We start from the raw sequence: 24437 nt of genomic DNA, 5'->3' as shown, positions 1-24437 counted from the left end.
ATCTGCGTCACCAGGCGCTGGGTGAACGCCCGCCCGAACAGCGAGAAGTGGATGTGCGCCGGCCGCCACGCGTTGTGGTGGTTGCCCCACGGATACGCCCCCGGCTTGATCGTCAGGAACTCGTACCGGCCCAGGCTGTCGGTGACCACCCGGCCCAACCCGTCGAAGTGCGCATCCAACGGCGCCGGCCAGTTGTCCACCACGTGCCGGTACCGCCCCGCCGCATTCGCCTGCCACACCTCCACCAGCGCACCGGGCACCGGCCGCCCGCCACTGTCGAGCACCCGCCCGTGCACCAGGATCCGCTGGCCGACCGCCTCACCGCCGTTGCGCCACGTGAGGTCGGCGTCGGTGGGCAGCACCCGGTCCTCCCCCAGCACCGGACCGGTCACCTCGGTCAACCGGTGCGGCAGGTCCACCGGCGTGCGCAGCGGCGCCCGCAACCCGGTGCTCCGGTACTCCGGGAAGCCGACGGGGGTCCGCGTGGCGTCGGGTTCGCGGAGGTAGCGCGGTAGCAGCTGCCTGCCCTCGGACGTGGTCCCGGTCATGTCCGGGACCGTACGTGCGGCACACTGACGCCCCAAGCTCCGCTTTCCGTCCAGAGGAAGGACCGCCGTGGCCGGAGGCAGCGCCGGCGCCGGGCGCTCGGTGACCTCGCGTGCGCTGGCCGTCCTCGGGGCCTTCGACGCGAGCTCGCCCCGGCTGACCCTCACCGAGATCGCCGAGCGTTCCGGCACCCCGCTGACCACCGCCCACCGGCTGCTCGCCGAGCTGACCGCCTGGGGCGCGCTGTCCCGGCGGGCCGACGGCCGCTACGAGATCGGCCGGAGGCTCTGGGACCTCGGCCTGCTCGCCCCCGTGCAGCTCGAGCTGCGCCAGCTGGCCGCGCCCTTCCTGCTCGACGTGCACACCGCGACCCGCGACACGGTGCACCTGGCCGTCCGGGAGGGGGCGCACGCGCTCTACGTCGAGCGGATCTCCGGCCGCGAGTCGGTGCCGGTGGTCAGCCAGGTGGGCAGCCGGCTGCCGCTGCACGCCACCGGCGTGGGCAAGGTGCTGCTGGCGGCGGCGCCCGACGAGGTGGTCGCCCAGGTGCTCGCCGCGCCGGAGCGGGCCACCCGGCACACCGTCGTCGACCCGGCACTGCTCTCCCGCGAACTGGCCGAGATCCGCCGCCGCGGCTGGGCGCGCACCGCCGAGGAGATGTCGCTGGGCACCGCGTCGGTCGCCGTCCCGGTGCGGGTGGAGCGGGCCGGCGGGCCGGTGGTGGCCGCGGCGCTGGGCATCGTCGTCCCCAGTCACCGGCGTGACCTCGCGCGGCTGGCGCCGGTGCTGGAGGTGGCCGCCCGCGGCATCGGCCGGGCGCTGGCCCGCACCGAGCCCTTCCGCTGAGCGGGAGCCCGCGGTGTCCGGCTCGGCGTACCCGGGGTCACACTCGGCGGCATGCGCACCCAGGTGGGGATCATCGGCGCCGGCCCGGCGGGCCTGCTGCTCTCGCGGCTGCTGGCCCTGCGGGGCATCGACTCGGTGGTGCTGGAGAACCGGTCCCGCGAGTACGTCGAGGCCCGCATCCGCGCCGGCATCCTCGAGCAGAACACCGTCGACGTGCTGACCGAGGCCGGCATGGGCGAGCGGCTGCACCGCGAGGGGCTCGAGCACCGCGGCGTGTACCTGCAGTACCCGGGCGTGCGCCACCAGCTCGACTTCCCCGAGCTGTGCGGCCGCCGGGTGTGGGTCTACGGCCAGACCGAGGTGGTCAAGGACCTCGTCGCCGCCCAGCTCGCCGGCGGCCCGCCGCTGCTGTTCGACGTCTCCGACGTGGCGATCGAGGACGTCGACAGCGACAGCCCGCGCATCCGGTTCACCGACGCCGACGGCACCGCCCAGGTGCTCGAGTGCGACGTCGTCGCCGGCACCGACGGCTTCCACGGCCCCTCGCGGGCCGTCGTCGCCGAGGGCACCGGCCAGCAGCTGTGGGAGCGCACCTACCCCTACGCGTGGCTCGGGATCCTGGCCGACGCCGCCCCGGCCACCGACGAGCTGATCTACGCCTGGCACCCCGACGGGTTCGCCCTCTACTCGATGCGCTCGCCGTCGGTGTCGCGGCTGTACCTGCAGGTCGACCCGTCGGAGCGGATCGAGGACTGGTCCGACGACCGGATCTGGGAGGGACTGGCGACCCGGTTCGCGCTCGACGGCTGGGAGATCAGCACGGGGGCGATCACCGAGAAGTCGATCCTGCCGATGCGCTCGTTCGTCAGCGCGCCGATGCGCCGCGGCCGGCTGTTCCTCGCCGGCGACGCCGCGCACATCGTGCCGCCCACCGGCGCCAAGGGCCTCAACCTCGCCGTGGCCGACGTCGTCCTGCTCTCCCGGGCGCTGGTGCGGCTGCTGCAGGACAAGGAGTCCGACCTCGCCGACGCCTACTCCGACACCGCGCTGGCCCGGGTGTGGCGGGCCACCCACTTCTCCTGGTGGATGACCTCGATGCTGCACACCACCGGCGACCCCTTCGACGCCCAGCTGCAGCTCTCCCAGCTGCGCCGGGTCTGCTCGTCGGAGGCCGCGGCCCGCGAGCTCGCCGAGAACTACACCGGCCTCCCCTTCTGACCGTCCGCCAGCAGCACGGCGACGCGGTCGGCGGTGCCCGGCGCGAGGTCCAGGTGCGCCAGCACGCCGGTGACCTCGTCGGGCTCGAGGCCCTGCCCGGCCAGCGCGTCGAGCAGCCGGGGGGCGTCGTCCGCCGGCACCGGCGCGGGCAGGCCGGCCTCCCGGACGGCGGCCAGCGCCAGGAACAGCGCGCCGGCGAGGTCCTCGGGCTCGGGCGCGGGGAGGGGGGCGGCGGCGCGGGCGGTGGCCTCCGCGGCGCGCACCAGTGACAGCGGCAACCCCTCGGCCTCCACCTCCAGCAGCGGCGCGGTGCCCAGCGCGGCCAGCACGAGGTGCTCGGCGTCGGTGCGCAGCGGCTGCTCCCACTCCCCCGCGCGGACGACGTCACCGAGCTGCGCCCCGTCCTCGCCGAGGTCGTCGAGCAGCTCGGCCCACTGCCCGGGGCGGGTGCGGCGGGCGCGGTCGGCGGCGAGCACGCAGGTCTCGTGCACGAACGGCTCGATCACCTCGCGGTCGAACCGGTCGGCGAAGACGGTGCCGTCGGCGTCCACGGCGTTGAGCGCGTCCTGGAAGCTGCCGGGGCGGGCGTCGCCGAGCTCGAGCCGGCCGTCCTCCTCCCCCGACAGCGCCTGGCCGGTGGCGGCGCGGTCGCCGATGGTGGAGCCGGTGGCCACCAGCCGGCCGCGCAGCCGCAGGTGGTGCGGCCGGTCGGACAGGCCCACGCTCCACGCGCAGGCCTCGGCGATGAGCGCGGCGCGCCGCTCCCGCAGCACCTCCCGGCCCAGCAGGCCGAACCAGTCGGGCTCGAATCCCAGGCTGTCGAACACCCTCCCCGCCTACCCCCGGCGGGCGGGCACCGGAACCCGCTGCAGGTCCGCGGCGACGACGAGGTCGCCGTCGTACTCGGCACGGGCCTCGTCCTCGAGGCGGCGCGGGTCGCGATAGCGCTGGGAGAAGTGGCTGAGCACCAGCCGCCGCACCCCGCACTCGGCGGCCACCCGCGCGGCCTGCCGGGCGGTCAGGTGGCCGTGGCGCTCGGCCAGGGCGGCGTCCTCGGCGAGGAACGTCGCCTCGACCACCAGCAGGTCGGCGCCCTCGGCCAGCGCCGGGACGCCGTCGCACAGGCGGGTGTCCATGACGAAGGCGAACCGCTGGCCGGGCCGCGGCTCGCTCACGTCCTCGAGCCGCACCGTCCGCTCCCCTCCCCGCAGCACGCCGTCGCGCTGCAGCCGGCCGACGTCGGGCCCGGCGACGCCGGCCGCGGCCAGCCGGTCGGGCAGCATCCGCCGCCCGCCGGGCTCCACCAGCCGGTAGCCGAAGGACTCGACCGGGTGCTCGAGCCGGCGGGCCTCCCAGGTGCCCACCGGGTCCTCGGCGAGCACCCCCTCCCCGGTCACCGGCGCGGCCCGGACGTCGGCGCGGTCGGCGAAGACGCTCGCGTGCCGCAGCCGGTCGTAGAACTCCTGCCCCGACGCCGGGTAGTGGGTGACCACGGGGTGCGCGACGCCGTCGAGCGACATCCGCTGCAGCACCCCGGGCAGGCCCAGGCAGTGGTCGCCGTGGAAGTGGCTGACGAACACCCGGTGGACGGCGCTGCTGGGGACGCCGGCCAGCAGCATCTGCCGCTGGGTGCCCTCGCCGGGGTCGAAGAGGAAGCCGCGGCCGTCCCAGCGCAGCAGGTAGCCGTTGTGGTTGCGGGTGCGGGTGGGCACCTGGCTGGCGGTGCCGAGCACGACCAGCTCCCGCGCCGCAGGTGACGTGCCGGCACGGCCCGGCTGCAGGGGCCCGCCGCGCGCGTGCGAGCGGTGGGGAGCAGCCGGGTCCCTCACCCGAACAGGTCGGAGAGGAAGGACTCCTTGCGCTTCCTGTGCCCGGAGGAGCCGTGCGAGGAGCCGTGGCCGCTGCCGCGCACCGCGCCGAGCACCTCGTTGACCACCGCGCCCAGCCCCGCACCGCCGGCGGCCGGGTACTGCGCGGCGTGCGACTGGCCGTAGGCGGGCTGCCCGTGCTGCTGGTGCTGCGGCGGGGTGCCGTGCTGCTGGTGCTGCGGCTGGGGGCGCGACGGCGCGCCGTGCCACGAGTTCTCCGCGTCGATCAGCCGCTCGAGCTCCCCGCGGTCGAGGAAGATGCCCCGGCACTCGGTGCACTGGTCGACGTGCACGCCGTTGCGCTCGTAGGTGCGCATGACGCCCTGGCACTTGGGGCAGACGAGGTCCATACCGCACGGTACGACGCACGGATGCCTCCCGGCCCGGCGCCGGCCGTGCCACAGTGCCCGCCCGTGACGACCCGCACGGCAACGCCGACCCGCACGGTGACCCTCCGCTTCGGCAGCGCCGCTCGGCGGAGTGCCACCCACACCAACCTCTCCGCGGTGCGCAGCGACGGCCCGGTGCTGTGGGTGGCCGGCGACGAGACCGCCACCATCGAGCGGCTCGTCGCCGACGACCCGGCCGCCCCCACCCGCTACGGCGACCAGACCAGCTCCTCCCTGGCCGACCTCGTCCCCCTGCCCGGCGGCACCGGCCCCGGCGTCGAGGAGGAGGCCGACATCGAGGGCCTCGCCCGCGCCGGCGACGCGCTCTGGGCGGTCGGCTCGCACAGCCTGCGGCGTCGCCGGATCCGCGACGAGCACGACGGCGAGCGGGCGCTGCGCCGGCTGGCGCGGGTCACCGGCCAGCCGCGCCGGCAGGTGCTGGTGCGCATCCCGGTGGTCGACGTCGACGGGCTGCCCACCCTGGTGGCGGACGACGGCACGCACCGCGCGGCCGTCTTCGGCACGCGCGGCAAGGACCTGCGCGACCTGCTCGCCGACGACGAGCACCTGGCGCCGTTCCTGCCCATCCCCGGCAAGGACAACGGCCTCGACGTGGAGGGCATCGCCGTCTCCGGCGACCGCGTCTACCTCGGCCTGCGCGGCCCGGTGCTGCGCGGCTGGGCGGTGGTGCTCGAGCTGCGCCCCGAGGTCGACGCCCACGACCCCACCCGGTTGCGCCTGCGCCGCTTCCCCGACGGGTGCCGCTACCGCAAGCACGTGCTGCGGATGGCCGGACTCGGGGTGCGCGACCTGTGCCCGCAGGGCGAGGACCTGCTCGTGCTCGCCGGCCCGACCATGGACCTCGACGGGCCGGTGCACGTCTACCGGTGGCACGGCGCGTGCGCGGTGGAGGAGCCGACCGTCGTCCGCGGCGACCTGCTCACCCGCGAGCTGGTCCTCCCCTACGGCGACGGCGACGACCACGCCGAGGGCATCGGCCTGCTGGGCCCGCCCGCCGACGGCCGGCTGCTCGTCGTCTACGACAGCCCGGCGCCGGGGCGGCTGACCGCCGACGGCGGCGTGCTGGCCGACGTCGTCGAGCTGCCCCGCACGCCGGTCAGCCGATCCGCACCGGCCGTGCCGCCACTGCCCCGGCCAGCGCCAGACCGAGCGTCACGGCGGCCAGGAGCAGCAGCGGCGCCGTCCAGCCGCCGGTGAGCCCGGACAGCGCGCCGACGGCCACCGGCCCCGCGGCACCGACGGAGTAGCCCACCAGCTGGCTCATGCCCGACAGCCGGCCGGCGACCTCCGCGTCGGCGGCGCGCAGCACCACCAGGGTGACCGCCAGGGCGATGCCCGCGCCCTGCGCCAGCCCGGCGACCACGGCCCACGCCGGCCACGCCACGGGCAGGAGGAGCAGCCCGGCCACCGGCACGACCCACAGCCCGGCGACGCCGAGGGCCAGCCCGGTCTGCCCCGGCCGGCGGGCCAGGACGGCGGGCACCAGCAGGCTCCCCGCGATCCCGGAGGCCTGGTAGACGGAGGCGGCCAGGGAGCCGGCGGCCAGGTCGGTGCCGGCGCGGTCGGCCAGCAGCGTGGGCAGCCACGCGGTCAGCGAGAAGTACAGCGTCGAGTGCAGCGCCTGCACGGCGGTCACCGCCCAGGCCACCGGCGACCGCCACAGGCGGGGGCCGGTCCCGGCCGGGCGGGCACCGGGGACCGCCGCGGCCGCGAGGGCCCCGGCCCGCCGGGCGGCCACGGCCCAGACGGCGGCGGCCAGGACGGCCAGCGCCCCCTCGGCCGCCAGGGCACCGCGCCAGCCCAGGACGCCGGCCAGCGGGGCGGTGAGGGCGGCCGTCGCCGCGGCCCCGGCCACCAGCGCCGCGGTGTAGAGGCCGGTGACCGGGCCCGCCCGCCGTCCGAAGCCGGCCTTGACCACCGACGGCAGCAGCACGTTGCCCACCGTCATGCCGGCGCCGGCCAGGAACGTCCCGGCCAGCAGCACCGGGGCGCCGTCGAGGACGCGCAGCACCTGCGCCGCGGCCAGGAGGACCAGCGAGGCCAGCACGGCCGGCCCGGGGCCGACCCGGCGGCCGGCCGCGGCACAGGCCGGGGCGAGCAGCGCGAAGCAGAGCACCGGCAGGGTCGTCAGCAGCCCGGCGGTGGCCGCGGACAGGTCCAGGTCGGCCCGGACGTCGCCCAGCACCGGCCCCACCGCGGCGATGGCCCCGCGCAGGTTGAGCGCGGCGAGCAGGACGGCGGCCAGCAGCAGCCGGGTGCCCGGCGGTGCGGCGACCGGGCCGGGGTCGGGGCCGGACGCGGGGACCACCTCCTGTCGGGACCGGGACCTGGACCGGGACCTGGACCGGCCCGGCGGCACATCCTGCCGCCGGCGGCCGGAGAGGCGTGCTTACTGACCGGTAACCGGTGTGGGATCGTCGGGGGCACACGTCGAGACGGCACCGCTGCCGTCAGGAGAGAGGTCCCATGCGGTTGCAGCTTTCCCCGGAGATGGAGGCGTTCCGGGATGAGATGCGCACCTTCTTCACCACCCAGGTGCCCGCGGAGATCCGCGACACCCTCGCGGCCCGCCGGCACCTGAGCCGCGAGCAGTACGTGCAGGCCCAGCGGATCCTCAACGCCGCGGGCCTGGCCGTGCCGCACTGGCCGGTCGAGTGGGGCGGCCGGGACTGGACGCCGCTGCAGCGCCACATCTGGCGCGAGGAGATGCAGCTGGCCAACGTCCCCGAGCCGCTCGCGTTCAACACGAGCATGATCGGCCCGGTCATCGCCGCGTTCGGCAACCAGGAGCAGAAGGAGCGCTTCCTGGCGAGGACGGCGAACCTCGACATCTGGTGGTGCCAGGGCTTCTCCGAGCCCGACGCCGGCTCCGACCTCGCGTCGCTGCGCACCACCGCCGTCCGCGACGGCGACGACTGGGTGGTCAACGGGCAGAAGACCTGGACCACCCTCGGCCAGCACGCCGACTGGATCTTCTGCCTGGTCCGCACCGACCCGGCGGCGGAGAAGAAGCAGCGCGGCATCTCGATGCTGGTCTTCCCGATGGACAGCCCCGGCGTGACGCTGCGGCCCATCCAGCTGCTCGACGGCGGCCACGAGGTCAACGAGGTCTTCTTCGAGGACGTCCGCGTCCCGGCCGAGAACCTCGTCGGCGAGGAGAACCGCGGCTGGGACTACGCCAAGTTCCTGCTCGGCAACGAGCGCGTGGGCATCGCCCGCGTCGGCGCCACCAAGAAGCTGATCAGCCAGGCTAAGCAGCACGCCCGCGAGATCACCGTCGACGGCACCCCGCTGTCGCAGGACCCGCGGCTGACCGCGCGGATCGCCGAGCTCGAGAACGACCTGGTGGCACTGGAGCTGACCGCCCTGCGCGTGGTGGCCAACTCCGCCGACGGCAAGCCGCACCCGGCCTCCTCGGTGCTCAAGCTGCGCGGCTCGGAGCTGCAGCAGGCGGCCACCGAGCTGATCGTCGACATCGCCGGCCCGCTCTCGCTCGCCTCGTTCGCCGACGGCGGCTCCGAGGTGCCCGACTGGGCCCGGGTGGCCACGCCGGAGTACCTGAACTACCGCAAGGTCTCCATCTACGGGGGCAGCAACGAGGTCCAGCGGACCATCATCGCCGGCACGATCCTGGGGCTGTGAGGTAACCCGTGGACTTCCAGTACGACAGCGAGCAGAACGACCTGCGCGAGGCCGTCCGCGGCCTGCTGCAGCGGGCCTACGGCGACCCCGAGGTGCGCCGCCGGACGGTCGCCACCGATCCGGGTTTCGACGAGAAGACCTGGGCCCGGCTGGCCGAGATGGGCGTGCTCGGCCTGCCCTTCGCCGAGGAGGACGGCGGCATGGGCGCCGGCCCGATCGAGGTCGGCATCGTCGCCGAGGAGATGGGCCGGGTCATCGCGCCCGAGCCGTTCGTCGAGTCCGTGGTCCTGGCCGGCGGCCTGGTCGCGGCCGTGGGCACCGCCGCCCAGCGGCAGGCGGTCCTCGGGCCGCTGTCCGAGGGCGCGACCGTGCTCGCGTTCGCGCACGCCGAGCCCGGCACCCGGTGGAGCACCACCGCGCGCGGCGTGACCGCCACCGAGGACGGCGGCACCTGGCGGCTGACCGGCGTCAAGGAGCCGGTGCTGCACGGCGCCCGCGCCGACGTCCTGGTGGTCAGCGCGGCCGTCGACGGCGGCACCGCGCTGTTCCTCGTGCAGGGCGACGCCGAGGGGCTCAGCCGCACCGGCTACCGCACCCACGACGGCACCCGCGCGGCGAACGTCACCCTCGCCGGCACCCCCGGCGAGCTGCTCGGGGACGGGACCGCCGACCGCAGCGCCGACGTCGAGCGGGCGCAGGCGCTGGCCCGCATCGCCTACGGCAACGAGGCGGTCGGGGCGATGGACACCGCGCTGACGACCACCGCGGAGTACCTCAAGACCCGCAAGCAGTTCGGCGTCACGCTCAACCGGTTCCAGGCGCTGACCTTCCGCGCGGCGGACATGTACGTGTCCCTGGAGCTGGCCCGCAGCACCGCGCTGTGGGCGAGCATGGTCGCCGACAGCGGGGGCGACGTCGTCGCCGCCGCCGACCGCGCCCGGCTGCAGACCAGCCGCGCCGGCCGGCACATCGGCAAGGAGGCCATCCAGCTGCACGGCGGCATCGGGGTCACCGCGGAGTACTCGGTCGGGCACTACACCAGCCGGCTGACCGCGATCGACCACGTGCTCGGCGACGGCGACTGGGCCGCCGGCCGGCTCGCCGCGACGGTCGACAGCTACCCGACGGTCGACCCGCTGGGCGCCCCCTACACGGGCTGACCCCAGCACGACCGCGGCCGGCGTCCCCTCGGGGCGCCGGCCGCGGCCGTTCCCGGCGGCGCCGAGCCGGACCGGGGTGCGATCCGCGTCACGTTCCGGTACCGGTGGGCGGCGCGGTCGCGGTGGCCTGCCACGATGCAGCCCCGGGGTCGGGCCGCCCGCCTCCCCCGGTGCACCACGCCAGGCCCCGCCGGCGCAGTCCGCCGGCCCCGAGCTGGAAGGGAGTGCGCGTGCTGATCGGTGTGCCCGCGGAGACCCGACGGAACGAGACGCGCGTCGCCGCGACACCCACCAGCGTCGGCCGGCTGTGCGCGCTGGGCCACGAGGTGCTCGTCGAGGCCGGCGCCGGCAGCCGCGCGGACTCCCCCGACGAGGCCTACGTCGCGGCCGGGGCGCGGATCGGCTCGGCGGCGCAGGCGTGGGGTGCCGACGTCGTCCTGCACGTCAACGCCCCCACCCTCGACGAGGTCGCCCTGCTGCGCCCGGACGCGGTGCTGATCAGCCTGCTCGCCCCCGCGCTGGCGCCCGAGCTGCTCGACGCGCTGGTCGCCCGCGGGGTCACCGCGCTGGCGATGGACGCCGTCCCCCGCATCTCCCGCGCCCAGTCGCTCGACGTGCTCAGCTCCATGGCCAACATCGCCGGCTACCGCGCGGTGGTGGAGGCCGCGCACGCCTTCGGCCGGTTCTTCACCGGCCAGGTGACCGCCGCGGGCAAGGTGCCACCGGCCAAGGTGTTCGTCGCCGGCGCCGGCGTCGCGGGGCTGGCCGCGATCGGCGCGGCCAGCAGCCTCGGCGCGATCGTGCGGGCCACCGACGTCCGCCCCGAGGTGGCCGAGCAGGTGCGCTCGCTGGGCGGGGAGTACGTCGGCGTCCCGGCCGACGAGGGCGAGCAGGCCGGCAGCGGCACCGGCTACGCGTCGGTCACCAGCGAGGACTTCAACGCCCGGGCCGCCGTCATGTACGCCGAGCAGGCCCGCGACGTCGACGTCGTCATCACCACCGCGCTGATCCCCGGCCGGCCGGCACCCCGGCTGCTCACCGAGGAGATGGTGGCCGGCATGAAGCCGGGCTCGGTGGTGGTGGACATGGCCGCCGCCCAAGGCGGCAACGTGGCCGGTTCGGTGCCCGACGAGGTGGTCACCACGCCCAACGGCGTGACGATCATCGGCTACACCGACCTGCCCGCCCGGCTGCCGGCCCAGGCCAGCCAGCTGTTCGCCACCAACCTGGTCAACCTGCTCACGCTGCTCACCCCGGGCAAGGACGGGCAGCTGGTGCTCGACCTCGACGACGTCGTCGTGCGCGGCATGACCGTGGCGCGGGCCGGGGAGAAGCTCTGGCCCCCGCCGCCGGTGCAGGTCTCCGCCGCCCCCGTGGCCGCCGCGCCCCCACCGGCGCCGCTGCCCCCACCGGCGAAGGCACCCGCGCCCGGGCGGCGGGCCGCGCTGGTCGGCCTGGCCGCCGCGCTGCTGTTCCTGCTCGCGGCCTTCTCCCCCGACCAGCTGATCGGCAACCTGACCGTGTTCGCCCTCGCCGTCGTCGTCGGCTTCTACGTCATCGGGCACGTGCACCACGCGCTGCACACGCCGCTGATGAGCGTCACCAACGCGATCTCCGGGATCATCGTGGTCGGCGCCCTGCTGCAGCTCGGGCACGTCAGCACGGTGGTGACGGTCCTGGCCTTCCTCGCCGTGCTGCTCGCCAGCATCAACGTCTTCGGTGGCTTCGCGGTGACCCGCCGCATGCTCGGCATGTTCCGGAGGGCCTGACCATGAGCGCCAGCACCGCCGCGTCCGCGGCGTACATCGTCGCCGGCCTGCTGTTCGTCCTGAGCCTCGCCGGGCTGTCGAAGCACGAGACGGCCAAGGCGGGCAACGCCTACGGCATCGCCGGCATGGCCATCGCGCTCGTCGCGACCGTCGGGCTGGCCTGGCGGGACGGCGACGCGCTCGCCGTCGGGCTGATCGCCGTCGCGATGGTGATCGGCGCGGCGATCGGCCTCTGGCGGGCGCGCATCGTCGAGATGACCGGCATGCCCGAGCTCATCGCGCTGCTGCACAGCTTCGTCGGCCTGGCCGCGGTGCTCGTCGGGTGGAACGGCTACCTGTCGGTGGAGGGCGCTGGGAGGGCGGGCGGCAGCGGAGCCGAGGCCGAGGAGCTGGGCCTGCCGGTGGGCATCCACTCCGCCGAGGTCGCGATCGGTGTGTTCATCGGCGCGGTCACCTTCACCGGCTCGATCGTCGCGTTCCTCAAGCTGTCCGGCCGGATCAAGAGCAACCCGGTGGTGCTGCCGGGCAAGAACGCGCTCAACGTCGGCGCGCTGGTCGCCTTCGCCGTCCTCACCGTCGTCTTCGTCGTCTCGCCGGGCCTGGCGGTGCTGTCGGGGCTGACCGTGCTGGCACTGGCGCTGGGCTGGCACCTGGTCGCCTCGATCGGCGGCGGCGACATGCCGGTGGTCGTCTCGATGCTCAACAGCTACTCGGGCTGGGCGGCCGCCGCGTCGGGCTTCCTGCTCGACAACGACCTGCTGATCATCACCGGCGCGCTGGTCGGCTCCTCGGGTGCCTACCTCTCCTACATCATGTGCCAGGCGATGAACCGCTCCTTCCTGTCGGTCATCGCCGGCGGGTTCGGCAACGAGGGCGCCACCGCGGCCTCCGGGGACGTCGAGGGCGAGCACACCGAGGTCACCGCCGAGGAGGTCGCGCAGATGCTGCGCGACGCCGACTCGGTGGTCATCACCCCCGGCTACGGGATGGCGGTGGCGCACGCGCAGAACGCCGTCGCCGAGCTCACCCGCACGCTCACCGACAAGGGCGTCCAGGTCCGCTTCGGCATCCACCCGGTCGCCGGTCGCCTGCCCGGGCACATGAACGTGCTGCTGGCCGAGGCGCGGGTGCCCTACGACGTCGTCCTGGAGATGGACGAGATCAACGACGACCTCGCCGCGACCGACGTCGTCCTGGTCATCGGGGCCAACGACACGGTGAACCCGGCCGCCGCCGAGGACCCGGCCAGCCCGATCGCCGGCATGCCGGTGCTGCACGTGTGGGAGGCCGGGCACGTCGTGGTGTTCAAGCGGTCGATGAGCACCGGCTACGCCGGCGTGCAGAACCCGCTGTTCTTCCGGGAGAACACCCGGATGCTCTTCGGCGACGCCCGGGAGCGGGTCGAGGACATCCTCCGCGCGCTGTAGCCCAGCGGTTGCGCTCCCGGCGGCGGGGGCGCGACGGTTGCCGTCGTGGACCCCTTCCGCCTCGGCATGCCGAAGATCCCCGGCTTCACGGAGCTGCTGACCGCGCTGCAGGCGCAGACCGAGGCGCTGGCGCAGCTGCCGCGCACGCTCACCGAGCTCAACGGCGCGGTCCGCGAGCTGATCGCCGCCACCTCGACGGCGACGTCGGCGATCTCCTCGGCGCAGCGCACCGCCGAGCGGCTGGAGACCCTGGTCGGGGAGCTGGAGGAGCCGGTGCGGGCGCTCAAGCCCGGGCTGGAGCGGGTGGGCCGGGTGCTCGACGACCCGGCGGTGGACGCGGTGCCGGACATCATCCGCACCATCGACGAGGACCTCATGCCGATGATCGCGACCCTGCGCCAGGCCCAGTCACGGGTCGCCGGCGTCACCGGCCTGCTGCGCCGCCGCGGCCGCCCGGAGGACGAGGGGGACCTACCCGCCTGACCGCCTGGGGTGCGGCTCCCCGCCCCGTTCCGCGAGTCCGTTCCGCACGCACCGGACGCGATCGGGCCCGGGAGCTGCGGAACCGTCCCGCGGAGCGCCGCGCGCGGCTCGGCCGCGGGTCACCGCGGGTCCCAGTGCGCCGGGTGCTCGAGGCCGGGCGGGAGGCGGGTGGTGGCGTCGCCGCGGGCGGCGGCCAGCTGGGGCCGGGTGACGAACAGCGCCTCGGAGAGGTCGGCGCCGCGCAGGTCGGCGGCCCGGAGGTCCGCGCCGAGCAGGTCGGTGCGGTACAGGTCCGCGCCGCGGAGGTCGGCACCGATCAGGTAGGCGCCGCGCAGGCCGGCGGCCCGCAGCCGGGTGCGGCGCAGGTCGGCGCCGACGAGGTCGGCCCCCCGCCGGTCCCTGCCCCGCGGCCGCACGCCTGAACGGGCCAGCTCGCTGACCGAGGTCAGCAGTGCGCCGGCCCGCTGACGCAGCGCGGCGGCGTCGACGGCGGCGAGCTCCTGCGCGGTGGCAGCGGTGAGCGCCGCGGTGCGGTCGCGTGCGGCGGCGAGCTCCCCGTGCAGCGGCGCGGCGGCGTCGAGGGCCAGCGCCTCGGTGAGGTACCAGAGCAGCTCGTGCAGCTGCCGCTGGACGCCGAAGGCAGCGAACACCGCCGTCGCCCGGTCCGGGTCCGCCCGCCAGTCCGCGGTGCCGGCGAAGGTCACCTGCACCGTCTGCTGGCCGGCGCCGAAGCAGTCGAACACCGCGCAGCCGGGGAAGCCGCGCTCGCGCAGCTGCGCGTGGATGCCGCAGCGGTCGTCCCCGGCCAGGTTCGGGCAGGCGCGGCCGGCCGGCTTGTCGATCGCGAAGTCGGCCGAGGCGGCGAAGGCCGGGGCCACGCAGCACAGCGCCGCGCAGCGGGCGCAGTCGGCGCGCAGCCCCGCGCGGGCGTCGGCAGCGGCGGCGGTCACGGGAGCCCATGATGCCCGGGTGGACGTGCTCAGCAGCCGGGTCCTGCTCCGCACCGCCGACCCCGTGCGGTCGCAGGCGTTCTACCGCGACGTCCTCGGCCTGGCCGTGTACCGCGAGTTCGGGCCGCCGGAGCACCCGGGCGTCGTCTTCTTCCTGGGCAACGGCCTGCTCGAGGTCTCCGGCTCCGCCGCCGGGCCGCCGCGCGGGCTGGCCCTGTGGGTGCAGGTGCGCGACCTCGCCGCGGAGCTCGCCCGGCTCGCGGCGGCCGGCGTGCCTGTCCTCGAGGAGCCCCGGCGGCAGCCGTGGGGGCTGCTGGAGGCCACCGTCGTCGACCCCGACGGCGTGCACCTCGTGCTGGTCGAGGTGCCCGCGGACCACCCGCTGCGCCGCGACCAGCGCTAGGCGGTGCCGGCCGGCGGCGGGTCGGTGGGCGAGCGGCGCAGCACGTCGCCGAAGGACTGCTCCAGCCGGGCCCAGGTCCGGCTCCACTCCTCCACCGGCTCGAGCACCCGCTCGAAGACGGCGAGCTGCTCGTCGAAGGCCTGCAGCTGCCCGATCAGACCGGCGATGAGCTGCCGCTGACCGCGCACCTGCGAGGCGACCGCCCCCACCTGCGCCGCCGACATCGCCCCGGGCGGGGAGGGCAGCCGCGGCAGCGACAGCCCCGACGGGACCGCGCCGGAGGCCAGCCCCCGCGCCCGGTCGGTGAAGCCGCGCAGCTGCGCGACGAACTCCTCGACGGTCCGGGTGACCCGCGCCTGCGCCCCGCCGTCCCGCGGGCTCTCCGATTCGCTCACCCGCCCAGTCTCGCCGAGTCCGGGCGCCGGCGTGCGGCCGGCGCCGCTCCCGTCCGCGGCGGCGCTCAGTCCAGGCAGTACGTCGTCACCGACGCCGAGCCGACGTCCTGGCGGTCGTAGACGGCGACGAACTCCTGCGCCCGGGCGGCGCTGTCGAAGTACACGGCCACCCGGTGGTCCTGCGGGTCGAAGCCCAGCTGCTCGGCCGCGCCCACGTCGCACGCGACCTCGCCGACGCCCGAGCCGGTGTAGCCGAAGGAGGCGTGCACGTAGTCGGCGGTCTCGGCCAGCATGTGCCGCCCCCACTCGTCGTCGGGGTCGCCGACCGCGAGGTAGACGGCCCACACCTGGCCGCCGTGCACGGGCACGGCCTCGTCGGGGAGGACCGACCCGTCCGGCGCGGGCGCCGGGGACGGGGTGGGTGCGGGCGTGGTCGGCGCGGGCGCGGTGGGCCGGGCGGTGGTCGGGCGGGCCGTGGTCGTCGGCGCGGGGGTCGTCGGCGCGACGGTGGCGGGGGCGGGCGTGGAGGGTGCGGCCGTCGTCGTGGGCGCGTCCGGCGCGGACCTCGTCGTCCCGGCCGGCTGGGACGACACGGCCGGGCGGTCGCGGGCGGCCGTGGCGGTGTCGTCCTCACCCTCACAGCCGGTGAGCAGCACGGCGGTGGTGAGCAGCGACGACACGAGCGCGGAGCGGTACATCAGTGACCTCCTGTGGTGTGGGAGGCACGAGGATCGACCAGCGACGGGTGCTCCGCCAGGGGTCAGAGGTGCACGAATCAGCCCAACTATCCCGCAGGAGTGGGCATAACCTGACCAAGAACCGGGCCGAATCGCGACGCGCCCTCGGCAAGATCACCGCGTGCGGGACGCCGGACACGCTGCGTCACGTCAGGGCAGCCGCCACACCGTCGTCCGGCGGGTGCCCGGGCCCTCCGTCTCGGGGACGTCGAGCGCGGTGACCGGCTCGAGCCGCTGGTGCGGGAGGTAGGGCCGGCCCGGGTCGCCGACGAGGACCTCGCAGCCACGCGCCCGCGCCCGGTCGAGGAAGGGCAGCACCCGCTCGGTCATCTCGCGGTCGTAGCAGACGTCACCGGCGAGGACGACGTCGACCGCGGGCGGGTCCCGGTCGAGCACGTCGCCGGTCACGCTGATGCCGGCGACACCGTTGAGCCCGGCGTTGACGCCGATCGCCGTCCGGGAGAACGGGTCGACGTCGCTGGCCAGCACCCACCGGGCACCGGCGAGGACCGCCGCGACGGCCACCAGCCCGCTCCCGGAGCCGAGGTCGAGCACGGTGCGGCCGGCCACCAGGCCGGGGTCGTCGAGGACGGCGCGGGCCAGCGCCTGACCGCCGGGCCAGGCGGCGGCCCAGAACGGCGGGGCCTCGCCCGCCCCGCCGGCGTCGTCCTCCATCGCCTCCCACAGGGCGACGACGTCGTCGGCGACGTGCAGCCGCACCTCGGGGACGAGAGAGGGCCGGCGCACCTGCGTGTGCGCGCGGACGAAGCCCGCGGGCACCACGCGAGTGGCCGGCCCTCCCGGTGTCATCACGCCCCCAGTGTCACGCGGCGTGCTGGAACGGCGCCGCTACAGGGGCCCGCGACGAGCTGGTGACGTGCTGGAACGGCCCCGGTGCAGGGGCCCGCGCCGAGCGGAGCGAGGCGTGGGGGGCACCGGGGTCCTTCTAGTACCAGCCGGTGGCCTGCGAGTGCGCCCAGGCGTCGCAGGGCGAGCCGTAGCGGCTCTCGATGTAGATCAGGCCCGCGTCGATCTGCCGGTAGCCGTCGGAGGTCTTGGCGATGCCGGTGCTGGCCCAGGTGGAGTCGAGGAACTGCGGGATGCCGTAGGCGGTGCTGGTGGGGTTCTGCGCGTTGGGGTTCCAGCCGCTCTCCTTTCCCCACAGCTTCTCCAGGCAGCCGAACTGCTCGGCGCTGCCGACCTTGGCCAGCGCGTAGTCCTTGAAGGAGCCCTGGCTCGCCGGCGCCGCGGCGGGCGCGGGCTCGGAGCTCTCCTCGGCCGCGGCGGCCTCGGCGGCGGCCCGCTCGGCCTCCTCGGCGGCGGCCTGCTCGGCGGCGACGCGCGCGGCCTCCTGCTCGGCGGCGACACGGGCGGCCTCCTGCTCGGCGGCCACGCGGGCGGCCTCCTCGGCGGCGCGGCGGTCGAGCTCGGCCTGGTCGGCGGCGGCCTGGGCCTGCGCGGCGCTGGCCTCCTCGGCGCTGCGCTCGCTGCGGGAGGCGGCGAGGTCCTCCAGCGGCGCGAGGTCACCGGCCTGCGGGGCGGCCTCGGTGCCGGCGGCCTGCTGGTCGACGATGCCGAGCTGCGCGGCCACGCTCACCGAGGTGCCGGCCGTCTCGGTGCCGGCCTCGGCGGCCGGGCCGCTGGTGGTGACCACCCCGACGACGAGGGCACCGGCCGCGGCGGTGGCCAGCAGGAGGGCCGGGCGGCGGGGACCCAGCGGCGGGCTGCTGCGGCGGGCCCGGGTGCGGGCGGGACGGCCGAACCGGCGGCGGGCGGGCGCCTCGGCGGGGTGCTCGGCGGCCGGGAGCTCGAGCGTCGCGGGCTGCGAGCCGGTCGCCTCGGCGGCGGCGGCCTCGGCGGTCGCCGGGGCGGAGGCAGGCGTGTTCGGGGTGTGGCTGGGCATGAGGGAGGAGGGCTCCGAGGGAGAGTGCGCGCGGCGGCCCGGGTCGCGGGCGTGCGTCGGCGTGCGGCGGTCTACGGGTCCCCGGCGGCGCGGGTCAGCGGCGCCGGGTCAGCGGGGCAGGTGTCGGCCGGGGTCAGGAGGCGCGGGGCGCGCGCCGGCGGCACCTGCGGGCCGCGGGGGCCCGGAGGCGGGGCATGCGGAGACTCTCCGTTCCTTCCGTGAGCCGCCTACCGAGTTAGCTGACGGGTTCGGGCGGGAAGAAGCCCTACGCACTGCGCTCGGCAGGCGATTCACCCCAGGACTGCGGTGGGTCCCCGGCTCGCGCCCGCGGCAGCGGACACGACTCGGCGGCGCCCGGCCAGGCTCCCCGGACGGGGACGAGACGACCAGCCGGACGTCGGCCACCGTACGGGCCGTTATCCGTCCGTGACAACACCCCGACGGCAGGGACCACCGTGACGGCTGTTACGGGCGGGGCGTCCCCAGCGGCCCGCCCGGCGTGTCGGCGCTGTTCAGGACGCCGCGGCGACCGTTCCCCGGCCGGTCCCGTGCAGCGCCGTGACGTCGGTCGCACCCTCGGCGGGAGCGGCGTCCCCACCGGTGCGCCCGTCGGCCTCCTCGCGCGCGGCCTCCCGCCGCTCCGCCAGCACCGGCACCTCGTCGGGCAGGTCGGTGCGGCCGGGCAGGGCCGCGTCGTCGGGCAGCGCGCCGGCGACCAGCTGCAGCGCGTCGCCGATCTGGTGCCCCAGCCGGTGCAGCGACTCGCGGGCCTGGTCGCGCTGGGCGCGCAGCGCGGCGAGCTCCGCCTCGACGGCGGCCCGCTGCTCCTCCGCCCGGGCGGTGATCTGGGCCGTGGCGCGGGCCTGCTCGGCGGCCGTCCTCCGGCGCAGCTCCTCGGCCTCGCCGCGGGCTGCCCCGACCAGCGCGGCGGCCTCCGCCCGCGCCTGCTCGCGCAGCGCGGTCACCGCCTGGCGCATCTCGGCGACCTTGGCCAGCCGGGCCTCGGCCTCCGTGCGGGCGTCCTCGCGGATCCGCTCGGCGTCGGCCTCGGCGCGCTGGATCATCGCGGCGGCGTCCTCCGGTGAGGGCAGCGACTGCCGCTCGCGCACCAGCTGGGCCAGCCGGCGGCGCGCGTTCTGCAGCTCGGCCGACGCCGCGGCGTAGCGGCTGAGCAGGTGGTCGTTCTCCCGGCGCAGCACGTGCAGCTCGGTCTCGGCCCAGGCGACGTAGTCGTCGACCTGCAGGCGGTCGTAGCCCCGGACGGCGTGGGTGAACACCGGGCCGGTGCCCAGCAGGCCGTCGAGCTCGCCCGGCCGGGCGTCGTCGCTGGTCCGGTTGCCCGAGAAGCGGGTGCGCCGCCGGCCCTCGTCACCCGCCGCGTCCGGAGCGCTCTGGTGCGTGTGCTGCGACATCCCGTGCCCCCTCGGTCAGTCGTGCTCCCCCGCGCCTCGTCGAGGTCGACGGGTGGTGAGCGCCAGGTTCCCAGTGCGGCCGGTCCGGTCGTGCACCGCCCAGATCACGGGACGGTCACCGACGGAGTGGTCCGCCGCGCCGTGGCCGGACCGTCACACCGCGCAGTCGGCCACAACGGGAACAGCCGGCCCCTCCGGCCCGTTGCGCAGACCGGTAGTTGTACGCTCAACAAGAGGAGCGGAGATGCAGTTCGGCGTCTTCTCGGTCAGTGACGTCACGACCGACCCCACCACCGGCCGCACGCCCAGCGAGGCGGAGCGGATCCAGGCGATCGTCCGCATCGCGGAGAAGGTCGAGGAGGTCGGGCTCGACGTCTTCGCCCTCGGCGAGCACCACAACCCGCCGTTCTTCTCCTCCTCGCCGACGACCACGCTCGCCTACGTCGCGGCGCGGACCACCCGGCTGCAGCTGTCGACGGCGACCACGCTGATCACCACCAACGACCCGGTGAAGATCGCCGAGGACTACGCGATGCTGCAGCACCTCGCCGGCGGCCGCGTCGACCTCATGATGGGCCGCGGCAACACCGGCCCGGTCTACCCCTGGTTCGGGCAGGACATCCGCAACGGCATCCCGCTGGCGGTCGAGAACTACGCGCTGCTGCGCCGGCTGTGGGACTCCGACGTCGTCGACTGGTCGGGCCGGTTCCGCACGCCGCTGCAGGGCTTCACCTCGACGCCGCGGCCGCTCGACGGCGTCGCGCCCTTCGTCTGGCACGGCTCGATCCGCAGCCCGCAGATCGCCGAGCAGGCCGCCTACTACGGCGACGGCTTCTTCTCCAACCACATCTTCTGGCCCAAGGAGCACACCCAGCGGATGGTGGAGTTCTACCGGCAGCGCTTCGAGCACCACGGTCACGGCTCGGCCGACCAGGCGATCGTCGGCCTGGGCGGGCAGGTGTTCGTGCGGAGGAACAGCCAGGACGCCGTCGCCGAGTTCCGGCCCTACTTCGACGAGGCGCCGGTCTACGGCCACGGTCCCTCGCTGGAGGAGTTCTCCCGGGAGACGCCGCTGACCGTGGGCAGCCCTCAGCAGGTCATCGAGCGCACCCTCGGCTTCCGCGACTACGTGGGCGACTACCAGCGGCAGCTGTTCCTCATCGACCACGCCGGCCTGCCGCTGAAGACCGTGCTCGAGCAGCTGGACCTCCTGGGCGAGGAGGTCGTGCCGGTGCTGCGCCGCGAGTTCGCCGCGCTGAAGCCCGCGCACGTGCCCGACGCCCCCACCCACGCCTCGCGGGTCGCCGCCCGCCGGGCCGCCGAGCAGACCACGCCCGAGGCCACGCCCGAGGAGGTCTCCGCATGACCACACGCACCCTCGCCGTGGTCAGCGCCGGGCTGTCGACGCCGTCGTCGACCCGGCTGCTGGCCGACCGGCTGGCCGCCGCGACCGTGGCCGCCCTGCGCGAGCGGGGCGAGGACGCCACCGTGGAGGTCGTCGAGCTGCGTGAGCACGCCCGCGACCTGGCCGACGCCTTCGTCACCGGCTTCCCGAACGCGGCGCTGCGCGCGGCGGTGGAGACGGTGACCGGCGCCGACGCGGTCCTCGCCGTGACGCCGGTGTTCACCGCGTCCTACAGCGGGCTGTTCAAGTCCTTCGTCGACGTGCTGGAGGAGGACGCGCTGACCGGCAAGCCGGTGCTGCTCGCCGCCACCGCGGGGACCGCCCGGCACTCGCTGGTGCTCGAGCACGCGATGCGCCCGCTGTTCTCCTTCCTGCGGGCGGTCACCGTGCCGACCGCGGTGTTCGCCGCGAGCGAGGACTGGGCCGGCGGCGACGGCGGTGAGCTGGGCCGGCGGATCACCCGGGCCGCCGGCGAGCTGGCCGACGTCGTCACCGGGCGCCCTGCGTCGGCGCGCCCGGCCGACCCGTTCGCCGACGTCCCCTCCTTCGAGGACCTGCTCCGCGGCCAGGCATAGGAGGCTTTCCCCACGTCCGGGCCACCCCGGACGTGGGGAGAGCCTCCTATGCCTGGGCGTCCTCGGACGGGGGCGCGGAGCCGCCCTGGGGTGCCCCGGCCGTCATGAGCTCCACGATCGCGGCGCGGTCGGCGGCCGAGGGCATCCCCCAGCCGGGCTCGTAGCCGTACACCTCCGCCAGCGGCGTGGACGCGCTGCGCCCGGTGAGCACCTCCACCGACTCCGTGCCGATCAGCCCGGGGTGCTCCACGCCGCAGGCCTCCGCCACCTTGAGCAGGTCGCGGCGCAGCGTGGCGAGGTAGCCGGCCAGCCGCACCGACTTCAGCGCCGGGTCCAGGCCGTGCGCCAGCCAGGCGTTCTGGGTGGCGACGCCGGTCGGGCAGGTGTCGGTGTGGCACTTCTGCGCCTGGATGCAGCCGATCGCCAGCATCGCCTCGCGGGCGACGTTGACCGTGTCGCAGCCCAGCGCGAACGCCACGACCGCGTTGTCGGGCAGGCCGAGCTTGCCGGCGCCGACGAAGGTGACCTGCTCGGCCAGACCGCGCCGGGCGAAGACCGAGTAGACGCGGGCGAAGCCGAGCTGGAAGGGCAGCGACACCGAGTCGGTGAAGATCAGCGGCGCGGCGCCGGTGCCGCCCTCGCCGCCGTCGATGGTCACGAAGTCCACGCCGCGGCCGGTGGTGGCCATGAGCTCGGTCAGCTCGTCCCAGAAGGCCATGTCGCCGACGGCGGACTTGATGCCCACCGGCAGCCCGGTCTCGGCGGCGAGCAGCTCCACCCAGTCGAGCAGGCTGTCGGCGTCGGTGAACTCCGCGTGCCGTGACGGGCTGACGCAGTCGACGCCCTCGGGCACCCCGCGGGCCGCGGCGATCTCGGCCGAGACCTTCGCCGCCGGCAGCACCCCGCCGAGGCCGGGCTTGGCGCCCTGGCTCAGCTTGATCTCCAGCGCCCGCACCGGGGCGCCCGCCACCAGGTCGCACAGCCGTTGCAGGTCGAAGCGGCCCTGCTCGTCCCGGCAGCCGAAGTAGGCGGTGCCGATCTGGAACACCAGCTCGCCGCCGTGCCGGTGGTGCACCGACAGGCCGCCCTCGCCGGTGTTGTGCAGGCACCCGGCCAGCGCGGCCCCGCGGTTGAGCGCCTCGACGGCCGCGCCCGACAGCGAGCCGAAGCTCATCGCCGACACGTTGACCACCGACGCCGGCCGGAAGGCGTGCCGCCGCCCGCGCGGGCCGCCGAGCACCTTGGCCGCGGGCAGCCGGACGTCGGCGGCCGACGCCGGGTGCGAGGGCGGGACGGCGCGGCCGAACGTGCGGTGGTTGATCACCGGGTAGCCGGCGGTGTACTCGAGGTCGTTGTCGGTGCCGAACCCGAAGTAGTTGTTCTCGCCCTTGGCCGAGGCGTAGACCCACCGGCGCTGGTCGCGGGTGAAGGGCCGCTCCTCGTTGTTGCCGGCCACCAGGTACTGCCGCAGCTCCGGCCCGATCGACTCCAGCAGGTACCGGGCGTGCCCGAGCACCGGGAAGTTGCGCAGCAGGGTGTGCTCCCGCTGCAGCAGGTCCCGCGCGGCCACCGCCGCCACCGCGCCCACGCCGGCCACCGCCGCCCGCGCCACACCCCTCATGTCGCCCCTCCGCTCGCCGCCAGGGCGTCATCCTGGCGCGGAACGGCCCCGACCGGACCGGTTCGGGTCCCGGGAGGCACGGCACCGCGCCCGGGTCAGGCGGGGGTGTGCGACGGGCTGTCGTCGAGGGCGTCGAGGGTGGTGAGGACGCCGGTGAGCGCCTGCGTGGACTGCTCCACCAGCGGGCGCACCCGCGCGTACAGGGCGGCGGCGGCCGCGTCGGGCACCACCGGGTCGGAGACGCCGACCAGGCCGGTGGCGGCGTCGAGGTCGGGCAGCGCCCCCAGCGTGTGCAGCCCCAGCAGGCAGGCGCCCAGGCCCGTGCCCTCGGGCGAGTCGGCCACCCGCACCGGCAGGTCGAGGGCGGCGGCCAGCGTCCGCACCCACAGCGAGGAGGCCACCGCCCCGCCGGTGGCGCGCACCTCCCGCACCGGCAGGCCGGTGGCCGAGAACGCGTCGCGGACCAGCGCCAGCTGCTGGCACACGCCCTCGACGGCGGCCCGGACCAGGTGCGGGCGGCGGTGCTCGCGGCGCAGCCCGACGTAGGCGCCGCGCAGCCCCGAGCGCCACCACGGCGCGCGCTCGCCGAGCAGGTAGGGCAGGCACAGCAGCCCGTCGCTGCCGGGCGGCACCTCGGCCGCCTCGGCCAGCAGCCGGGCGTCGAGGGCGTCGGCCGCCTCGCCCTCCGGCGGCGGCCCCTCCCCCGCGGCCAGCGCCTGCGCCGCCCAGCGCACGACCGAGCCGCCGTTGTTGACCGCGCCGCCCACCACCCAGTGCTCGTCGGTGAGCGCGTAGCAGAACAGCCGGTGCGCGGGGTCGACCGTCGGCGACGGGACGACGACCCGCATCGCGCCGCTGGTGCCCAGCGACACCGCGGCGACCTCGGGGCGGACCGCGCCGATGCCGAGGTTGGCCAGCACGCCGTCGGCGGCGCCGAGCACCAGCGGCGTGTCCGCGGGCAGGCCGGTCGCGGCGGCCACCTCCGGGCGCAGGCCGCGCAGCACCGCCGTGGTGGGCAGCACCTCGCCGAGCTGGCCCGCGCGGACGCCGGCGACCTCGAGGGCCTCGGTGTCCCAGGCGCCCGAGGCGAGGCCGTAGAGGCCGGTGGCCGACGCGCAGGAGCGGTCGAGCACCTGCGGCCCGCCGCGCAGCGCCGAGACGACGAGCTCCTTGACCCCGCCCCAGCGCGGCACCGCGGCCAGCCGGTCGGGGTCGTCGGCGCGCAGCGCCGCCAGCTTGAGCAGCGGCGACATCGGGTGCACCGGGGTGCCGGTGCGGGCGTGCAGCCCGCCGGCCCGTCCGTCGGCGCGCAGGGCCTCGGCGAACCCGGCGGCGCGGTCGTCGGCCCAGGTCACCACCGGGCCCAGCGGCCGGCCGTCGTCGTCCATCGGCACCAGGCCGTGCATCGCTGCCGACAGGCAGACGCCGACCACCCGGTCGCCGCGGTCGCGGGCTCGGGCGGTGACCGCGGCCAGCGCCTCCACGGCGGCGTCGGCCAGGCGCCGGGCGTCGAGCTCGGCGCGGCCGGGCGCGGGCACCGACAGCGGGTAGCCGACGCTGACCAGGTCGCGGACCCGCCCGTCCACCCCGGCGGTGACCGCCTTGGTGGCCGTCGTCCCGGAGTCCAGCCCGACCACGACCTCCATGCGGGCGATCCTGCCCGCAGC

Annotated in this window: 24 protein-coding genes and 1 riboswitch; of the genes, 11 read left to right on the top strand and 13 right to left on the bottom strand. The window is 76.1% G+C overall.

Annotated features, from left to right (window positions below):
* A partial coding sequence (locus LY71_RS09650) for a dioxygenase family protein (protein WP_106276739.1) occupies nucleotides 1-548 on the bottom strand: 548 nt, incomplete at its 3' end.
* A gap of 67 nt (nucleotides 549-615) precedes the next feature.
* Between LY71_RS09650 and LY71_RS09645 the strand changes: the two genes are divergently transcribed.
* Complete coding sequence (locus LY71_RS09645; RefSeq protein WP_106276738.1) at nucleotides 616-1392, top strand: IclR family transcriptional regulator; 777 nt, start codon at nucleotides 616-618, stop codon at nucleotides 1390-1392.
* Between the two features lie 51 nt (nucleotides 1393-1443).
* Nucleotides 1444-2610 (top strand): 4-hydroxybenzoate 3-monooxygenase, encoded by a 1167-nt coding sequence (locus LY71_RS09640; protein ID WP_106276737.1) that lies wholly within the window; start codon nucleotides 1444-1446, stop codon nucleotides 2608-2610.
* Here the strand turns inward: LY71_RS09640 and LY71_RS23085 are convergent.
* Genes LY71_RS23085 through LY71_RS09625 form a run of 3 tightly spaced genes read right to left on the bottom strand, consistent with a single transcriptional unit; the run spans nucleotide 2589 to nucleotide 4828 of the window.
* Nucleotides 2589-3437, bottom strand: a complete 849-nt coding sequence (locus tag LY71_RS23085) for a hypothetical protein (protein WP_245887794.1) — start codon at nucleotides 3435-3437, stop codon at nucleotides 2589-2591. The two genes, LY71_RS09640 and LY71_RS23085, sit on opposite strands and share 22 nt — an antisense overlap.
* A 9-nt stretch (nucleotides 3438-3446) precedes the next feature.
* Complete coding sequence (locus LY71_RS09630) at nucleotides 3447-4391, bottom strand: ribonuclease Z (RefSeq protein ID WP_106276779.1); 945 nt, start codon at nucleotides 4389-4391, stop codon at nucleotides 3447-3449.
* 44 nt (nucleotides 4392-4435) lie between these two features.
* Complete coding sequence (locus tag LY71_RS09625) at nucleotides 4436-4828, bottom strand: TFIIB-type zinc ribbon-containing protein (RefSeq protein ID WP_106276736.1); 393 nt, start codon at nucleotides 4826-4828, stop codon at nucleotides 4436-4438.
* 63 nt (nucleotides 4829-4891) lie between these two features.
* Here LY71_RS09625 and LY71_RS09620 point away from each other — a divergent pair, with 63 nt between their 5' ends.
* Complete coding sequence (locus LY71_RS09620) at nucleotides 4892-6085, top strand: DUF3616 domain-containing protein (protein WP_245887792.1); 1194 nt, start codon at nucleotides 4892-4894, stop codon at nucleotides 6083-6085.
* Here the strand turns inward: LY71_RS09620 and LY71_RS09615 are convergent.
* Nucleotides 5985-7196 carry an MFS transporter gene (locus LY71_RS09615; protein WP_170121289.1) on the bottom strand — a complete coding sequence of 404 codons (1212 nt, stop codon included), beginning with the start codon at nucleotides 7194-7196 and terminating at the stop codon, nucleotides 5985-5987. The genes LY71_RS09620 and LY71_RS09615 overlap by 101 nt on opposite strands.
* Before the next feature lie 158 nt (nucleotides 7197-7354).
* Here LY71_RS09615 and LY71_RS09610 point away from each other — a divergent pair, with 158 nt between their 5' ends.
* The 5 genes from LY71_RS09610 to LY71_RS09590 all read left to right on the top strand — a co-directional run bounded on the left by LY71_RS09610 (nucleotide 7355) and on the right by LY71_RS09590 (nucleotide 13369).
* On the top strand, nucleotides 7355-8530 hold the full coding sequence (locus LY71_RS09610; RefSeq protein WP_106276733.1) for an acyl-CoA dehydrogenase family protein: 1176 nt from the start codon (nucleotides 7355-7357) through the stop codon (nucleotides 8528-8530).
* Between the two features lie 8 nt (nucleotides 8531-8538).
* Complete coding sequence (locus LY71_RS09605; RefSeq protein ID WP_106276732.1) at nucleotides 8539-9690, top strand: acyl-CoA dehydrogenase family protein; 1152 nt, start codon at nucleotides 8539-8541, stop codon at nucleotides 9688-9690.
* A 230-nt stretch (nucleotides 9691-9920) separates the two neighbouring features.
* Complete coding sequence (locus tag LY71_RS09600; protein ID WP_106276731.1) at nucleotides 9921-11459, top strand: Re/Si-specific NAD(P)(+) transhydrogenase subunit alpha; 1539 nt, start codon at nucleotides 9921-9923, stop codon at nucleotides 11457-11459.
* Between the two features lie 2 nt (nucleotides 11460-11461).
* The gene (gene pntB / locus LY71_RS09595) at nucleotides 11462-12886 is read left to right on the top strand and encodes a Re/Si-specific NAD(P)(+) transhydrogenase subunit beta (protein ID WP_106276730.1); all 1425 of its coding nucleotides are present in this window, start codon (nucleotides 11462-11464) and stop codon (nucleotides 12884-12886) included.
* Between the two features lie 45 nt (nucleotides 12887-12931).
* Nucleotides 12932-13369, top strand: a complete 438-nt coding sequence (locus LY71_RS09590) for a hypothetical protein (RefSeq protein ID WP_106276729.1) — start codon at nucleotides 12932-12934, stop codon at nucleotides 13367-13369.
* 119 nt (nucleotides 13370-13488) lie between these two features.
* Here the strand turns inward: LY71_RS09590 and LY71_RS09585 are convergent, their stop codons facing one another.
* Complete coding sequence (locus LY71_RS09585) at nucleotides 13489-14319, bottom strand: pentapeptide repeat-containing protein (protein ID WP_106276728.1); 831 nt, start codon at nucleotides 14317-14319, stop codon at nucleotides 13489-13491.
* 19 nt (nucleotides 14320-14338) lie between these two features.
* Here LY71_RS09585 and LY71_RS09580 point away from each other — a divergent pair, with 19 nt between their 5' ends.
* Nucleotides 14339-14722, top strand: coding sequence for a VOC family protein (locus tag LY71_RS09580; protein WP_106276727.1), 384 nt, complete (start codon nucleotides 14339-14341; stop codon nucleotides 14720-14722).
* Here the strand turns inward: LY71_RS09580 and LY71_RS09575 are convergent.
* The 5 genes from LY71_RS09575 to LY71_RS09555 form a co-directional block, all read right to left on the bottom strand.
* Nucleotides 14719-15117 carry a hypothetical protein gene (locus LY71_RS09575; RefSeq protein WP_106276726.1) on the bottom strand — a complete coding sequence of 133 codons (399 nt, stop codon included), beginning with the start codon at nucleotides 15115-15117 and terminating at the stop codon, nucleotides 14719-14721. The two genes, LY71_RS09580 and LY71_RS09575, sit on opposite strands and share 4 nt — an antisense overlap.
* Nucleotides 15118-15182: 65 nt before the next feature.
* On the bottom strand, nucleotides 15183-15815 hold the full coding sequence (locus tag LY71_RS23405; protein ID WP_170121288.1) for a hypothetical protein: 633 nt from the start codon (nucleotides 15813-15815) through the stop codon (nucleotides 15183-15185).
* 189 nt (nucleotides 15816-16004) lie between these two features.
* Nucleotides 16005-16664 carry a class I SAM-dependent methyltransferase gene (locus LY71_RS09565; protein ID WP_106276777.1) on the bottom strand — a complete coding sequence of 220 codons (660 nt, stop codon included), beginning with the start codon at nucleotides 16662-16664 and terminating at the stop codon, nucleotides 16005-16007.
* A gap of 136 nt (nucleotides 16665-16800) precedes the next feature.
* Complete coding sequence (locus LY71_RS24650; protein WP_483866715.1) at nucleotides 16801-17028, bottom strand: aggregation-promoting factor C-terminal-like domain-containing protein; 228 nt, start codon at nucleotides 17026-17028, stop codon at nucleotides 16801-16803.
* Nucleotides 17029-17965: 937 nt separating this feature from the next.
* A riboswitch (cyclic di-AMP (ydaO/yuaA leader) is annotated at nucleotides 17966-18103 on the bottom strand.
* A 166-nt stretch (nucleotides 18104-18269) separates the two neighbouring features.
* Nucleotides 18270-19169 (bottom strand): DivIVA domain-containing protein, encoded by a 900-nt coding sequence (locus LY71_RS09555; protein ID WP_106276725.1) that lies wholly within the window; start codon nucleotides 19167-19169, stop codon nucleotides 18270-18272.
* A gap of 244 nt (nucleotides 19170-19413) precedes the next feature.
* Between LY71_RS09555 and LY71_RS09550 the strand changes: the two genes are divergently transcribed.
* Together LY71_RS09550 and LY71_RS09545 are read left to right on the top strand one after the other, a co-directional pair.
* Complete coding sequence (locus tag LY71_RS09550; RefSeq protein ID WP_106276724.1) at nucleotides 19414-20535, top strand: LLM class flavin-dependent oxidoreductase; 1122 nt, start codon at nucleotides 19414-19416, stop codon at nucleotides 20533-20535.
* Entirely contained in the window at nucleotides 20532-21149 is a 618-nt protein-coding gene (locus tag LY71_RS09545) for an FMN reductase (RefSeq protein ID WP_106276723.1), read from the top strand. Before LY71_RS09550 ends, LY71_RS09545 begins: the two co-directional genes overlap by 4 nt.
* 46 nt (nucleotides 21150-21195) lie before the next feature.
* Here the strand turns inward: LY71_RS09545 and LY71_RS09540 are convergent, their stop codons facing one another.
* Together LY71_RS09540 and LY71_RS09535 are read right to left on the bottom strand one after the other, a co-directional pair.
* Nucleotides 21196-22770, bottom strand: coding sequence for an FMN-binding glutamate synthase family protein (locus LY71_RS09540; protein WP_106276722.1), 1575 nt, complete (start codon nucleotides 22768-22770; stop codon nucleotides 21196-21198).
* Between the two features lie 95 nt (nucleotides 22771-22865).
* Entirely contained in the window at nucleotides 22866-24416 is a 1551-nt protein-coding gene (locus LY71_RS09535) for a gluconokinase (RefSeq protein WP_106276721.1), read from the bottom strand.
* Nucleotides 24417-24437: the final 21 nt, after the last annotated feature.

This window comes from Geodermatophilus tzadiensis (genome assembly GCF_003002915.1).
Lineage (GTDB): Bacteria > Actinomycetota > Actinomycetes > Mycobacteriales > Geodermatophilaceae > Geodermatophilus > Geodermatophilus tzadiensis.
Note: the sequence above shows the minus strand (reverse complement) of the source record. Positions and strands in the feature narration are given on the sequence as shown.

What these genes read in the sequence shown, in the direction of transcription:
- LY71_RS09640 (WP_106276737.1), top strand. Translation starts at nt 1,444, where the DNA reads ATGCGCACCCAGGTGGGGATCATCGGCGCCGGCCCGGCGGGCCTGCTG.
- LY71_RS09625 (WP_106276736.1), bottom strand. Translation starts at nt 4,828, where the DNA reads ATGGACCTCGTCTGCCCCAAGTGCCAGGGCGTCATGCGCACCTACGAG.
- LY71_RS09610 (WP_106276733.1), top strand. Translation starts at nt 7,355, where the DNA reads ATGCGGTTGCAGCTTTCCCCGGAGATGGAGGCGTTCCGGGATGAGATG.
- pntB (WP_106276730.1), top strand. Translation starts at nt 11,462, where the DNA reads ATGAGCGCCAGCACCGCCGCGTCCGCGGCGTACATCGTCGCCGGCCTG.
- LY71_RS23405 (WP_170121288.1), bottom strand. Translation starts at nt 15,815, where the DNA reads ATGTACCGCTCCGCGCTCGTGTCGTCGCTGCTCACCACCGCCGTGCTG.
- LY71_RS09565 (WP_106276777.1), bottom strand. Translation starts at nt 16,664, where the DNA reads ATGACACCGGGAGGGCCGGCCACTCGCGTGGTGCCCGCGGGCTTCGTC.
- LY71_RS09555 (WP_106276725.1), bottom strand. Translation starts at nt 19,169, where the DNA reads ATGTCGCAGCACACGCACCAGAGCGCTCCGGACGCGGCGGGTGACGAG.
- LY71_RS09550 (WP_106276724.1), top strand. Translation starts at nt 19,414, where the DNA reads ATGCAGTTCGGCGTCTTCTCGGTCAGTGACGTCACGACCGACCCCACC.
- LY71_RS09545 (WP_106276723.1), top strand. Translation starts at nt 20,532, where the DNA reads ATGACCACACGCACCCTCGCCGTGGTCAGCGCCGGGCTGTCGACGCCG.
- LY71_RS09540 (WP_106276722.1), bottom strand. Translation starts at nt 22,770, where the DNA reads ATGAGGGGTGTGGCGCGGGCGGCGGTGGCCGGCGTGGGCGCGGTGGCG.
- LY71_RS09535 (WP_106276721.1), bottom strand. Translation starts at nt 24,416, where the DNA reads ATGGAGGTCGTGGTCGGGCTGGACTCCGGGACGACGGCCACCAAGGCG.